Annotated in this window: 15 protein-coding genes; 3 read left to right on the forward strand and 12 right to left on the reverse strand. The window is 72.4% G+C overall.

Annotated elements, in window-relative coordinates; all coding sequences use genetic code 11:
• Positions 1 to 45: 45 nt before the first annotated feature.
• From ABZ342_RS30915 to ABZ342_RS30950, 8 genes are all read right to left on the reverse strand, one after another.
• Positions 46 to 1185 carry a M20 family metallopeptidase gene (locus ABZ342_RS30915; RefSeq protein ID WP_360480327.1) on the reverse strand — a complete coding sequence of 380 codons (1140 nt, stop codon included), beginning with the start codon at positions 1183 to 1185 and terminating at the stop codon, positions 46 to 48.
• Positions 1182 to 2168: a 2-dehydropantoate 2-reductase N-terminal domain-containing protein gene (locus ABZ342_RS30920; protein WP_360480330.1), complete on the reverse strand. Its 987-nt coding sequence runs from the start codon at positions 2166 to 2168 to the stop codon at positions 1182 to 1184. Before ABZ342_RS30920 ends, ABZ342_RS30915 begins: the two co-directional genes overlap by 4 nt.
• Positions 2161 to 2940, reverse strand: a complete 780-nt coding sequence (locus ABZ342_RS30925) for an SDR family oxidoreductase (protein WP_360480333.1) — start codon at positions 2938 to 2940, stop codon at positions 2161 to 2163. Before ABZ342_RS30925 ends, ABZ342_RS30920 begins: the two co-directional genes overlap by 8 nt.
• The gene (locus tag ABZ342_RS30930) at positions 2940 to 4223 is read right to left on the reverse strand and encodes an MFS transporter (protein ID WP_360480336.1); all 1284 of its coding nucleotides are present in this window, start codon (positions 4221 to 4223) and stop codon (positions 2940 to 2942) included. The genes ABZ342_RS30925 and ABZ342_RS30930 overlap by 1 nt, the downstream gene beginning before the upstream one ends.
• Complete coding sequence (locus ABZ342_RS30935; protein ID WP_360480338.1) at positions 4220 to 5107, reverse strand: polysaccharide deacetylase; 888 nt, start codon at positions 5105 to 5107, stop codon at positions 4220 to 4222. Before ABZ342_RS30935 ends, ABZ342_RS30930 begins: the two co-directional genes overlap by 4 nt.
• Positions 5104 to 6111 carry an Lrp/AsnC family transcriptional regulator gene (locus ABZ342_RS30940; RefSeq protein ID WP_360480341.1) on the reverse strand — a complete coding sequence of 336 codons (1008 nt, stop codon included), beginning with the start codon at positions 6109 to 6111 and terminating at the stop codon, positions 5104 to 5106. The genes ABZ342_RS30935 and ABZ342_RS30940 overlap by 4 nt, the downstream gene beginning before the upstream one ends.
• 83 nt (positions 6112 to 6194) lie before the next feature.
• A complete protein-coding gene (locus ABZ342_RS30945) occupies positions 6195 to 7136 on the reverse strand; it encodes a sugar kinase (RefSeq protein WP_360480344.1) in 942 nt (313 codons plus the stop codon).
• On the reverse strand, positions 7133 to 7804 hold the full coding sequence (locus ABZ342_RS30950) for a class II aldolase/adducin family protein (RefSeq protein ID WP_360480347.1): 672 nt from the start codon (positions 7802 to 7804) through the stop codon (positions 7133 to 7135). Before ABZ342_RS30950 ends, ABZ342_RS30945 begins: the two co-directional genes overlap by 4 nt.
• Positions 7805 to 7859: 55 nt before the next feature.
• Between ABZ342_RS30950 and ABZ342_RS30955 the strand changes: the two genes are divergently transcribed.
• From ABZ342_RS30955 to ABZ342_RS30965, 3 genes are read left to right on the forward strand one after another with little or no spacing between them, the layout of a single operon-like run.
• Positions 7860 to 8456, forward strand: coding sequence for a TetR/AcrR family transcriptional regulator (locus ABZ342_RS30955; protein ID WP_360480350.1), 597 nt, complete (start codon positions 7860 to 7862; stop codon positions 8454 to 8456).
• Between the two features lie 10 nt (positions 8457 to 8466).
• Positions 8467 to 9264 carry a thymidylate synthase gene (locus ABZ342_RS30960; protein ID WP_155543333.1) on the forward strand — a complete coding sequence of 266 codons (798 nt, stop codon included), beginning with the start codon at positions 8467 to 8469 and terminating at the stop codon, positions 9262 to 9264.
• Positions 9261 to 9719: a dihydrofolate reductase gene (locus ABZ342_RS30965; RefSeq protein ID WP_360480353.1), complete on the forward strand. Its 459-nt coding sequence runs from the start codon at positions 9261 to 9263 to the stop codon at positions 9717 to 9719. Before ABZ342_RS30960 ends, ABZ342_RS30965 begins: the two co-directional genes overlap by 4 nt.
• 135 nt (positions 9720 to 9854) lie before the next feature.
• On the opposite strand, the gene ABZ342_RS30970 is transcribed toward ABZ342_RS30965, so the two are convergent.
• The 4 genes from ABZ342_RS30970 to ABZ342_RS30985 all read right to left on the reverse strand — a co-directional run bounded on the left by ABZ342_RS30970 (position 9855) and on the right by ABZ342_RS30985 (position 13183).
• The gene (locus tag ABZ342_RS30970) at positions 9855 to 10343 is read right to left on the reverse strand and encodes a DUF3592 domain-containing protein (protein WP_360480356.1); all 489 of its coding nucleotides are present in this window, start codon (positions 10341 to 10343) and stop codon (positions 9855 to 9857) included.
• A 69-nt stretch (positions 10344 to 10412) separates the two neighbouring features.
• Positions 10413 to 10979: a snapalysin family zinc-dependent metalloprotease gene (locus ABZ342_RS30975; protein ID WP_155543336.1), complete on the reverse strand. Its 567-nt coding sequence runs from the start codon at positions 10977 to 10979 to the stop codon at positions 10413 to 10415.
• A 123-nt stretch (positions 10980 to 11102) separates the two neighbouring features.
• Positions 11103 to 11684 (reverse strand): TetR/AcrR family transcriptional regulator, encoded by a 582-nt coding sequence (locus ABZ342_RS30980; protein WP_360480359.1) that lies wholly within the window; start codon positions 11682 to 11684, stop codon positions 11103 to 11105.
• Positions 11685 to 11686: 2 nt separating this feature from the next.
• Positions 11687 to 13183, reverse strand: a complete 1497-nt coding sequence (locus tag ABZ342_RS30985; RefSeq protein ID WP_360480362.1) for an MFS transporter — start codon at positions 13181 to 13183, stop codon at positions 11687 to 11689.
• Positions 13184 to 13219 lie beyond the last annotated feature (36 nt).

The following is a 13219-nucleotide window of genomic DNA, read 5'->3' on the forward strand; positions in this document are numbered from 1 at the left end:
CGTTACGAGAGCAGTACTACCCGGCGGCGGCCGGTGGTAAACCCGTCAGCCGGCGAGCCGGTGCAGGACGGCGGCGGCCAGCGCCGTCCGTTCGAGCATCCCCTCGACGCTGATGTGCTCGTGGCGGGTGTGCGCGCCGTCGCCGACCGCGCCGAAGCCGTCCAGGACCGGGTGGCCCAGTGCCGCCACGAAGTTGCCGTCGCTGGCGCCGCCGACCGAACACTCCCGCAGCGTGACGCCCAGTTCCGCCGCTTGCTCCCGGGCCAGTTCGCAGAGCCGCGCGATCGCGTCCGACCGCTCCATCACCGGCCGGTTCCAGCCGCCGGTCACCTCGACCGTCGCGCGGGAGTCGTGCGCCGTCAAAGCGGCGAGGCCCGCGTCGATGCGGGCCGCCTCGGCCGCGCTGGACACGCGGACGTCGATCTCGCCGGAGGCCGCGCCCGCAATCACGTTCTGCCGGGTGCCGCCGGAGATCACGCCGACGTTCACCGTGGTGCCGGCGTCCGGATCGGACAGGCCGTGCAGGGCGAGCACCGCCCGCGCCAGCTCGTCGACCGCGCTCGCGCCCTTGGCCGGGTCGAGCCCGGCGTGCGCCTCGACGCCCGTCGTGCGCACCCGGAACAGGCCGACGCCCTTGCGCGCGGTCTTGACCGCGCCGTCGGCGCTCGCCTCGAACACCAGCGTCGCGCGCGTCCCCAAGGCGGCTTCCTCGATCACCGGGCGGGACGCCGGGCTGCCGATCTCCTCGTCGCCGTTGAGGACCAGCCGCACGGCCGGGCGCGCCAGCCCGGCCGCGTCGAGCGCGCGCAGCGCCCACACCGCGTGCACCAGGCCGGACTTCATGTCGAAGATCCCGGGTCCGGTCGCGCGGTCACCGTCCACGGTGAACGGCCACTCGGCGAGCGTCCCGAGCGGCCACACCGTGTCGTAGTGGCATAGCAGGAGCACCGGCTCACCGGCGCCGGGGAAGTCGTAGACCTTGATGTCGCCGTACGGCCCGCCGTCGACGTCGCGGACGGTGTCCGGCGAACCCAGGCGTTCGCGCAGCCAGCCGTCCACCCAGGACAGTCCGCGGTCCAAAGCGAGTTTGTCGTCACTGGGGGTCTCGATGCCGACGTAGGTCGCGACGTCGTCCAGGAGGTCGTCGCGGTGCGTGCGCACCCACTCGTGCAGTTCGCGGATCACAGCGCTCGCTCCAGTTCGGTCAGGTGGTCTTCGGACATCGGGGTGGCGCCGGTCTCGACGTCGCGCAGCCGGGTCAGCATCGCCCGCAGCAGGGGCACCTCCGCCGCCGCGAGCACGGGCGCGTAGTGGTGGTGGACCTCGACCGGGCGGTGCCGGACGGCGATGTCGCGCCAGATGCCGCTGCGGTCCTTGGGCTGGGTCCGCAGCCACGCGACCAGGCGGTCGGTGGCCGCCTCGCGCCCGGGCGCACCCGGCAGGTACGCCGCCGGGTCGAACCGGTCGAACGGCTCCAGGACGCGGTCGCCGGCCGCGGCGAACACCTCCGCGGTGAGCGCGTGCATCAGCGGCCGGTGCCGGTCGATCAGGTCGGCCATGGGCGCGTCGGCCAGCGCGGTCGTCGTCAGCATCGCGCCGAAGCCGAGCTTCGCCCACAGGTAGCCTTCGACGTTGGCGGTCGCCTTCGCCGGACCCCAAGCCTGCAGGTCCGCGACGACCTCCTCGACGCGGTCGCTGATCCGTCCGTCGGGCTCGCCGACGACCAGCGCGCCGAGGCCGCCGTCGCGCACGACCCCGGGCTCGACGACGTCGGCGAACAGGTTCACGAACGCTCCCACCGTCCTTTCCGGACCGACGTGCGACGCGATCAGCGCTTCGTTGAGCCCGTTCTGCAGCGAGACGACGAAACCGTCCGGCGCGAGCCGCGGGGTCAGCCACGGCAGCACCGTCTCGGTGGCCTGCGCCTTGACGGCCAGCAGGACCCGGCCGAACACCGGCGGGGCCGCTTCGGGCGTGAAGGCGGGCAGCTCGACGGTTTCGTCGCCGTCGGGGCGGCGCAGCGTGAGGCCGCGGTCCGCGATCGCGGCCACGTGCGCCGGGTCGGCGTCCACGATGGACACCGGGTGCCCGGCCCGCGCGAGGTGGAACGCCAGCGTCCCGCCGATCGCGCCGCCCCCGACCACGGTGTACGAGCGCCGGTCAGACATGTGTTTCCTCTCCTTGTTGCACGGGTGTTCGCCCGGCCCAGTGCAGCGGCAACCCGGCCGCGCCCGCGGTCGACCCGCCGTCGACGCGCAGGACGGCGCCGGTGATCCAGCCGGCCTCGGGGCCGGCGAGCCAGAACACCGCGTCGGCGATCTCACGCGGTTCACCGCGCCGGCCGAGCGGGTTCACCGACACCGCCGCCGCGTAGGCCTCGGTGACCGGGTTCGCGTCGCTGTCGACGGTGACGAAGCCCGGGCTCACGGCGTTCACGCGGATGCCGTGCGGGCCCAGCTCGACCGCGCAGGCCTTGGTGACCATCTCCAGTGCGGCCTTCGACGTCGCGTAGTGCGCGGCGCCGGGACGTGCCCGGGTGGCCGCGCCCGAGGAGATGTTGACGACCGCCCCGGCGGTCCCGGCTTCGGCGTGCGCGCGTCCGAAGGCGACAGTGGTGAGCAGAGCGGCCCGCACGTTGACGTCCTGCACGCGGTCCCAGATCGCCGCGGTCAGGTCGAGCAGGGGAGTGGCGGGGTAGATCCCGGCGGCGTTGACCAGGACGTCGACCGGACCGGCCCGCTCGACCAGCCCTTCGGCGTACTCCGCGTCGGCGAGGTCCCCGGGCAGCTCGACGACCTCGGTGGGCAGCTGACCGGCCACTGTGGACAGTTCCGCCGCGCGGAGGTCGGACAGGACCAGCCGGTCGCCCGCGGCGGCGAACCGCCGCGCAATCGCGGCGCCGATGCCGCCGCCGGCCCCGGTGACGAGCACGGTCCGCACTACAGCTCCTTGCCCTTGGTCTCCGGCATGGTGAGGTAGACCGCGACGCCGATGAGCGCGGCCGCCGCGACGTACACCCACACGAGGTTGCCGAGGTGGTTCGCGTTCAGCCACGTCGTGACGTACGGCGCGGTACCGCCGAAGATCGCCACGGAGAGCGCGTACGGCAGGCCGATGCCGGTGGTGCGGACCTCCGGCGGGAACTGCTCGGCCATGATCACCGCGCAGTTCGCCGAGTACCCAACGATCAGGACCAGCCCGATCAGCTCGATGACGAACACGCTCCAGAAGCTGTTGCCCAGGAAGTGGAACGCGGGCCAGGCGAACACCACGAACCCGGCGGCGAACGCCGTCATCGTCACCTTGCGCCCGATCCGGTCGGACAGCAGCCCGCCGAACGGGAGCAGCGCGATGAACACGACCATGGCGAGGGTGTTCGCCAGCAGCGCCGTCTTGAGCGGGATGCCGGTGGACAGGTGCGCGTAGGCCGGCATGTAGGAGACCCACACGTAGTAGATCAGCGTCCCGGCGATGGTCACGCCCGCCACGCGGAGTGCGGCTTTCGGGTGGTCGCGCAGCATCGCGACCACCGGGTTGCGCCGCGGCTTCGCGGCGATCTTGGTGAACGCCTCGGTCTCCTGCACCGAGACCCGCAGCCACAGTCCGACCAGGCCGAGCAGCCCGGCGAGGCCGAAGGCGAGCCGCCAGCCCCAGCCGCGCAGGTCGGCGTCGGAGAGCGTCGAGTTGAGGATCGTGCCCATCAGCGCGGCCAGCAGCGAGCCCAGGCCGACCGAAACCTGCTGCCAGGAACCGGCGAACGCACGCCGTGCGGGTGCGGCCGATTCGATCAGGAACGCCGACGACGAACCGAACTCGCCGCCCGCGGAGAAGCCCTGGACGAGCCGGGCCAGCAGCAGCACGATCGGGGCCAGCACGCCGATCGCCGCGTACGTCGGGCACAGCGCGATGACGATCGACGCCCCGGCCATCAGCGAGATGGTGAGCGTGAGGCCCTTCTTGCGGCCCTTGCGGTCGGCGTACGCACCGAGCACCGCGCCGCCGATCGGGCGCATGACGAACCCGACGGCGAAGACGGCCAAAGTGGACAGCAGCGCCGTGGTTTGGTTGCCACCGGCGAAGAACTGGCCGGCGAAGACCGGGGCGAACGTGGCGTAGACGGCCCAGTCGACCCATTCGACGGTGTTGCCGACGGCGCCGGCGATGATCGCTTTGCGTTGCCGGGCCGTCAGGCGGTGGCTGACGACGGTGTCCACAGTGGTCATGGCTGCTCCCGCAGGACGTGGTCGACGATCTGGGCGTGCGTGGCGAACCAGACGCCGTCGTGGCCGGAGATGTGGTCGAGGAGCTCGGCCAGGATCGCGATCCGCGAGCGGTGGCCGATGATGTGCGGGTGCATGGTGAGCTGGAAGATGCCGCCGTCGGCGTAGGCGGCGTCGAACTCGTCGCGCCAGATCGAAAGCACACCGCGCGGCGGGGTGTAGGGCCGCAGCGAGGCGAACCGGTCCATCATGAAGTACGGCGCGTCGTCGCGGATCCATTCCACCGGCAGCTCGACGACGCCGGTGGGCTCGCCGTGTTCGATCAGCTCGTAGCAGTCGTCGTCGGCCATCAGCGACGAGTCGTACCGCAGGCCCAGCTCGCGCGTGATGGCGAGGGTGTGGGCGGAGAAGTCCCAGGACGGCGTCCGGATGCCGACCGGGCGGGTGCCCGCCAGGCGCTCGAGGACGTCCGCGGCGCGGAAGGCGAGGTCGCGCTCCTCGGCCTCGGTGAGCGCGGTGTTGCGTTCGTGGATCCAGCCGTGCAGGGCCACTTCGTGTCCCGCGTCCACATAGGATTTGACTTCGCCGTCGTGCAGCAGGGCCGACACGGCGGGCATGAAGAACGACGCGGGCGCGTTGTGCTGGCGCAGGAGTTTCAGGATGCGCGGCACGCCGACGCGGGCGCCGTACTCGCCCTGCGCCATCTTGCCGGGCAGGACGTCGCCGTCGCGCAGGGCGGGCGTCTCGTGGTCGGAGTCGAAGGACAGGGCCACGGCGACCTTCGCGCCGCCGGGCCACGACGCCGGGCGCAGCGCGCGTCCGGCGCGGACGTGCTCTACGTGCCCTCGCCACGTCGCTTCGTCCCACTGCCACGGTTGTTCCGTCATGCGTCCTCCAAGCTGGCGGCGGGGGTCGGGACCCACGCGCGCTTGAGCGTCGAAACCTGCAGGGTCACGTCGGCCTCCCGGAGCCCGGGCAGCGCGCCGACGACGTCGGTGGTGTGGCGGTAGAGCTCGCCGTAGTGGCGCAGCACGATCTGGCCGACGAGGTTGAACCGGCCGGTGGTCGCGCTGAGGTACTTCGTGCCGGGGTGGGCGGCGAGCTGCTGTCCCGCGCGGTCCAGCTCGCCGGGGACGACCGAGAGCCAGAGCATGAACTCCAGCGCGTAGCCGAACATCGCGGGCTCGGCCAGCGTCCGGAACCGCAGGCAGCCCCGGCGCACGAGCGAGTCGACGCGGCGGGCCACGGTGGACTCGCTGGTGGCGACCTGTTTGGACACTTCCTTGAAGGGCAGGCGGCCGTCTTCGCCGAGTGCGGCGCAGATCGCGAGGTCGAGTTCGTCGAGCTGTTCGGGCGGACGCTCCCAGTGCTGCTCCTCGAACGGCCGGACGTCGCCGCCGCGCAGCTCTTTCGCGGCCTCGGGGCTCAGCTCGCCGGAGTTCCAGTCGTGGTTGGAGGTGAAGGTCCGCATGACGGCGAAGGTCTCGGCGTCCCGGATGGCCTCGGCGGCGGGGAAGCCGTTTTCCTGCAGGCCGGCGATGTCGGCGTAGGAGGGGAGGACGAATTCGGCGGAGCAGTCGGCGCTGCCGGCGAGCACGGTGGCGTACCGGACGTCGGGCCGGGCGGCGAGGGCTTCGGCGACGGTGCCGGCCGCGCCGGGGCGGCACTTCAGCCGGGCGATGACGGGCACGCCGAGACCGCACCGGAGCACGTCGACGACACCGATGACCCGGAGCCGGCCGCTTTCGGTGAGCTTTTCGGCGCGCCGGAGGACGGTGGACTCGCTGGCCCCGACGTGGCGCGCGACGGCGCCCCAGGACGCCCGGCCGTTGAGCTGGAGGGCGGCGACGATCCGCCGGTCCAGCTCGGCCGCTTTGCCTTCGTTCTGCACAAGAGGCATCTTGAATGCGGGAAAACGTCAAGTCAAGGGGTGGCGATGCGCGAAAACTGCAGTCGTCGCGCTATGGGCGCGGGTCAGGGCGTCGGGAGGACCGGCGTCGAAGCCGCGAAGGCGTCGGCCGCCGCCAGGTCGAAGTCGCCGTGGTCGCTGCCCAGTCCTTGGGCGACCAGGCCCGCCGCCGCGCAACCCAGCACGGCCGCCTCACGCAGCGATCGGCCCAGACCGACACCTCGCAGGAACCCCGCCGAAAACGCGTCGCCGCAGCCCGTCGTGTCGACGACCGGGACCGCGAAGGCCGGCACCGCGATCGTCTCCTCCGCGGTGACGACCAACGCCCCGCGCGCGCCCCGCGTGACCGCGACGCACCCGACCCCGCGCTCCAGCAGCGCGCGGGCGCCGTCCTCCGGCGAGACCGCGCTCGTCAACCCCAGCAGCTGCTCTTCGTTCGGCAGCAGGTAGTCCAAAGAGGACAGAGCGGGATCGAGCCAGGCGAGCACCCCCGGGTCCCCGGGGGCCAGCAGGTCGGCCGACGTCACGACGCCGGACAGTCGCGCCGGCACCAGGATCGCCGCGGCCGCGGCACCGCCCATCAGCTCCGGCCCGCCCAGGTGCAGGTGCGTCGCGCGGGCGATTTCGGCGACGGGAGCCTCCGACGGCTCGTACCCCAGGTTCGCGCCCGGCACGTGGAACGCGGGCCGGCTGCCGTCCGCGCGGATCGGGAGCACCGACGCCGACGTCTGCACGCCCGATCGGCGAAGCACCAGCGACGTGTCGATGCCGTACTGCGCCAGCAGCGAAAGCAGCAGGTCACCGATGGGATCGTCGCCGACCGCGCCGGCCGACCGGACCCAGGCACCGAGCTTCGCCAGCGTCACCGCCGTGCCCGCGGCCGTCCCCGCCGGGCCGAACCGGATCTGCTCCACCAGCGCCGCGCCCTGGCCCTCCGGGATGGCCTCGACCGGCCGGACCTGCACGTCGAACACGTGCGCGCCCAGCGTCACGACGGTCTGCGTCATCGGTCCTCGATTCGCCGGGGCCGGCCGTACCCGCTTCGCACGGCCGCGGTCACGACGGCTTCCTGTTGCCACTCGTCCAGTGCCCGCGGCGCGCCGAGCGCCGCCGCCCGGACGTACAGGCCGCACGCCCACTCCAGCAGCAGTGCGTTGTCCATCGCCGCGTCGAGCGTCGGCCCGTGGGCGATCGCTCCGTGGTTGGCCAGCAGCGCCGCCGCCTTGCCCTCGAGCGCCGCGAGCGTGCCGGCGGCCAGCTCCGCGGACCCGAACACGGCGAACGGCGCGACCCGGACCGAGCCGCCCAGCGCGAGCTGCTGGTAGTGCACGCAGGGCAGCTCGTCGAGCACCAGCGACACCGCCGTGGCCTGCGGCGAGTGCGTGTGCACGACCGCGCCCACGTCGTAGCGCCGGTAGATCCCCAGGTGCAGCTCGAGTTCCGACGTCGGCGCGAGCTCTCCGGCGACGACCGTGCCGTCGAGGTCGACGCCCGTCACGTCGTCCGGCGTGGCCGCACCCAGCACGATTCCCGTCGCGGTCACCGCCACGTGCTCGCCGGCCCGGACGCTGACGTTGCCCGCCGTGCCGATCAGCAGGCCCTCGCCGGCCAGGCCGTTGCTGGCGCGGGCGACCGCCCGCCGCGCGTCGTCGAGCTCGGAACTTCCCACTGCCATCGCCCGAGGCTAGAATAAATGCGAAACAAAGTCACGTTCAGGTTTGGAGCGAGCGATGCTGCGGCGCGTACCGCGTCAGGCCCGGGCCCGCGAAAAGCTGGCGCGGGTGCTCGAGGCCGCCGACCGGCTGCTCGCCGAGGAGGGCGTCGAGGCCCTGACGACGACCCGGGTCGCCGCCGCGGCCGGCGTCTCCGTCGGGACGCTGTACCAGTACCTGCCGGACCGCGACGCCATCACCGAGGCACTGGCCGACGGCTACCTCACCCGGCTGGAAGACCTCATGGCGGCGTTCGCGGACCAGGCGGCGAAGGAGACCTGGGACGACCCCGTCGGCCTGCTCGTCGACGCGTTCGCCGCGCTCTACCGCGCCGAGCCCGGGTTCCGTGCCCTCTGGCTGGGCCGTGGGCTCACCGAGGCGACGCGGGAAGCCGACGTCGCCCACAAGCGCGTGATGGCCACCGGAGTGCACCGCGTGCTCGTCGCCCAGGGCGTCCTCCGCGACGACGAGGAAGCCGCGACGGCGTGCCGCACCGCCTTCCTCGCCGCCGACGCCGTCATCCAGGAGGCGTTCCGCGCCGACCCCGAGGGCGCCGCCGGACTTCTCGACCAGCTCAAGGCGATGCTCCGGGCCTACCTGGAGCGGCTCGTCTAGGCTCCCGGGCATGCCCGACACGCAGTACGAAGACCTCCTCCGTCATGTTCTCGACTCCGGCGCCCGCAAGGCGGACCGGACCGGCACGGGCACGCGGTCGATCTTCGGGCACCAGCTGCGCTACCGCCTGGCCGACGGGTTCCCGCTGGTCACGACCAAGAAGGTGCACTTCCGCTCGGTCGCGTACGAGCTGTTGTGGTTCCTGCGCGGCGACGGCAACGTCGAGTGGCTCCAGGAGAACGGCGTCACGATCTGGGACGAGTGGGCGGCACCGGACGGCGACCTCGGCCCGGTCTACGGCGTCCAGTGGCGGTCGTGGCCGACCCCGGACGGCGGGCACGTCGACCAGATCGCCGAGGTGCTGCGCACGCTGCGCGAGAACCCGGACTCGCGGCGGATCATCGTCTCGGCGTGGAACGTCGCCGACATCCCGCGGATGGCGCTGCCGCCGTGCCACGCGTTCTTCCAGTTCTACGTCGCCGACGGCGAGCTGTCCTGTCAGCTGTACCAGCGCAGCGCGGACCTGTTCCTCGGCGTGCCGTTCAACATCGCGAGTTACGCGCTGCTGACGCACATGATCGCCGAGCAGGTCGGCCTGCGCCCCGGCGACTTCGTGTGGACCGGCGGCGACTGTCACATCTACGACAACCACGAAGAGCAGGTCCGCAAGCAGCTCGCCCGGGACGCGCGGCCGTTCCCCACGCTGAGCCTCAAGCAGGCGGACAGCCTCTTCGACTACACCTACGACGACATCGCGCTCGACGGCTACGACCCGCACCCCGGCATCAAGGCGCCGGTGGCGGTGTGATCGGGCTGGTCTGGGCGCAGTCGGCGAACGGCGTCATCGGCCGCGACGGCGCGCTGCCGTGGCACCTCCCGGAGGACCTGAAACACTTCCGCGCGCTGACGTCGGGCGCGACCGTCCTCATGGGACGACGTACGTGGGAGTCGCTGCCGCCGCGGTTCCGCCCGCTGCCGGGCCGGCGCAACCTCGTGCTGTCGACGGCGCCGCAGGAGGGTGCCGAGACGTTCGCCGACCTGGCACCGGCACTGGCCGCGGTGTCCGGCGACGGCTGGGTGATCGGCGGGGCGGCGGTGTACCGGGCGGCGCTGCCGTTCGCGGACCGGATCGTGGTGACGGAGATCCGGGAGACCTTCGAGGGCGACACCCGGGCGCCGGAGGTCGGGCGGGCGCCGGACTCCGCGGGGGAGTGGCAGGAGTCGTCGACCGGACTGCACTACCGGTTCCTGACTTGGGGCTAGTTCGCGACTTTCCGCCGGTTGAAGCGGAAAGCGCCGAAGGTCAACTGGGAGCCGGGACCGCGAGCGCCGCCGAAACCGCGGTTCCCCCACCCGTCATGGGCTTGGGCGTCGTGGAACTCCTTGATTTCGTCCCGGTCAGGGTCGGCGTCGCCGCGTCAGGGCGAAGAAGACCGCGGACGCGGCCGCCAGTACCGCCGACAGGCAGATCAGGAAGATCGTGGCCCCGGCGAACTCCGGCGGGTCGCGGACGTCCCACAGCGTGACGTCCGGCCGGTCGGGGTCGTAGCGGATGGTGAGCCGGTCGCCGATTCCCGGCTGCGGATCCCGGGGGAAGTCGTCGAGTTCGGTGCTGACTTCGCGGCCGGTCGCGGTGGTGAAGCCGACGCTCAGCTTGTAGCCGCCGCGGATCGCCAGGACCTCCTGGACGGTCGCGACCGTCTCCACCCCGGAAGCACGCATGTGGGCCTGGTAGCGCTGCACGGCGAAGGCCCCGCACCCGACGGCCAGCGCCAGCACGAGCCCGGCGGCGGTGACCCAGAGCCGGGCCCGCCCGCGCAGTCCGCGCTCGCGCGGCCGGCGTCTGCGCGGTTTCCGGACCCAGGCGACCCGCACCGGCTCGTTCACGCCCCCATTATGGGCGACGCGAAGCGGCCCCGGGGAAAGATCGTCCCCGGGGCCGCAGCCAGCTTCGGATCAGTAGCCGTAGATCGTCTCGTAGATCTGCTGGCCGGCCTGGTTCGTCGCCGCGAGGCCGTTGGCCCACAGCGAGTTGACCCGGCTGCGCTCGGCGGAGTTCGGCACCGCGTTGGTGCAGGACGGGCCGGGGCCGCCGCCGGACATCAGTTCCGAGCACGGGCCCGAGTAGTGGTCGGGCAGCCCGAGGGCGTGCCCGGTCTCGTGTGCCGCGATGCGGGTCGGGTTGTACTGGCGGGCCTGGGTGTAGTCGATGAAGATGGTGCCGCTGCCGTGCCCGTTGGTCGAGGCGTAGGACCCGCGGGGGTCGTTGCCCTCGGTGTAGCGCAGGCTCGCGCCGGAGTTGCGCTCGACCAGTCTGACGTTGGTCACGCTGCGGTTCCAGTTGGCGGCACCGGCGTTGATCACCGAGCGGAACGACGGTGCGCTGGCGGTGCTGTAGTAGACCGTGGTGACGGCCGCTTCCTGCTGGGTGCCGGCCGGAGCGGCGGACGCGGTGCCCGCGGCGATCGGCGTCACGGCCAGGGCCAGCGCGACAGCGCCGGCCAGGGCGAACTTCCTCGACATCGGAAGACTCCTCGTAGGGGACGGGGATTTGCCGGATTTGCGCGCGCTGTCGAAAATTTACCTGGTGTTAGCGTCCACGGGAGCCGACTTCCGTAGGGCGGTGCGAGTGGTGATTTCCCAACACTAATTGCGGGTTGACAGGCCGTCCGTGGTGTCGGACGTCAGGTCGAGCAGCTGCTGTTCCAGCCTCCGCGCCGCGGCCACCGCGAGGCCGACCCCCCAGAGCGGGGCCGTGCTCGCTCCGTCCGCCGCCGCGACCACCAGGGTGACCACGTGGTCGGGGAGGCCGTCGTCGTGGAGGTCGCGGTCCCAGCGTTCGGCGTCCGCGCGGGCGAGTGCCGCGATTTCGGGGATCGAAATCAACTGGGCGATCAGCGCGATGTTCTCGCGCACGGCGACCTCGTCGTACGACGTGTCCAGCGATGCCCGGATGTAGGCGCGGGTCAGCCGGCCCGCGCGGGTGTCTTCCGGGTCGAGCGCCGCCAGCACCTCGGCGCGGAAGGTGTCCAGGATGTCCTGGGCGAGTGCGCGCACCAGGGCGTCCTTCGCGGGGAAGTGGTACAGGAGCCCGCCTTTCGACACCCCGGCCGCCTTGGCGATGTCGTCGAGCGACGCCGGGACACCCCGCGTGCGGATGACCGTCCCGGCCGCGTCGAGCAGCGCCCGGCGCGTCTCTTCCGGGCTGCGTCCGGCTTTTCGGGGCATGCTCAGTCCTTTCCGGACGGAATCGTACGCCAGGCGATCACCGCGGCGATGGCGGTGACGCCCGCGGCCGCGAGCGACGTCACCTGCATCGCGCCGGTGAAAGCCTCCCGGGCGGCGTCCGCGAGGTCCGACTCCGGGGCGAGCACCCTCGCCGCGGACGCCAGGGAGTCGCGTGCCTCGGCCGGGATCGGGCCGGCGGGCAGGAAACCGCGGTAGGCCACGGTGACCAGGGAGCCCAGGATCGCGATGCCCAGCGCCGCACCGAGTTCGTACGCCGTCTCGGAGATCGCCGACGCCGAACCGGCCTTGTCCGGCGGGACGGCCGACAACACCGAGTCGACGGTCAGCGTCAGCGCGAGTCCCACCCCGAGCCCGACCGGGACGAGCGTCAGGCCCAGCCACCAGTACTGCGGGAGCGGCTCGGCGACGGCGACCAGGGCCAGACCGAGTGCGGCGACAGCGAGGGCGGCGGCGACCGCGCGTCCCTGGCCGAGCCGCCGGACGACCACGCCGACGGCGGCCACGACGACGATCGACGCGAGCGTCGCCGGCATTTCCGCGAACCCGGCCCGCAACGGCGAGAAGCCGCGGACGAGCTGCAGGTACTGCGAGAAGAAGAACAGCAGGCCCATCAACGCGAAGACCGCGATGAAGCTCGCCAGGACCGCGCCGGTGAACGCGCCGTTGCGGAACAGGGTGACGTCGATCAGCGGATCGGCCGTCCGTCGCTGCCGGCGGACGAACAGGACACCCGAGACGACGCCGACGGCGGCCGCGACGGCCACCTGCGCGTCGATCCCCGAGCCGACGGCGTGCTTGACCGCGTAGACGAGCGGGACGATCGCGGCCATCGACAGGCCGGCCGAGAGCACGTCGAAGCGGCCCGGGTTCGGGTCGCGGGACTCCGGCAGCAGGAACGCGCCCGCGATGAGGAAGACGACGACGATCGGCACGTTGATCAGGAACACCGAGCCCCACCAGTAGTGCTCGAGGAGCGCGCCGCCGACGAGCGGGCCCAGCGCGATGCCGCCGCCGGACCCGGCCGACCAGACCGCGATGGCGCGGGTGCGCTCGCGCGGGTCGGGGAAAAGGGTGCGGATGAGTGACAGCGTGGACGGCATGATCGTCGCGCCGGCGATCCCGAGCAGCAGCCGGGCGAGGACGAGCACTCCGGCGGTGGGGGAGAACGCGGCCAGCGCGGACGCCAGCCCGAACGCCGCGGTGCCGATGAGCAGTACTCGCTTGCGGCCGAAGCGGTCGGCGAGGTTCCCGGCCGTGACGAGCAGACCGGCCAGGGCGAGGGAGTAGATGTCGCCGATCCAGAGGATTTCGATCGCGGTCGGCGCGAGCTCACGGGTGAGCGAGGGGACGGCGAGGTAGAGCACCGTGCCGTCGACCGCGAGCAGGAGCACGGCGCCGACCAGCACGCTCAACGCGGCCCACCGGTGGCGGTGGCTGAGGGGCCCGGCCGTTTCCCGGGTCGGCTGACTGGTGGTCATGCGGTTTACTATACCGTCTGGACGGTACAGTAAGCG

The organism is Amycolatopsis sp. NPDC005961, from assembly GCF_040629235.1.
GTDB classification, from domain to species: domain Bacteria; phylum Actinomycetota; class Actinomycetes; order Mycobacteriales; family Pseudonocardiaceae; genus Amycolatopsis; species Amycolatopsis camponoti.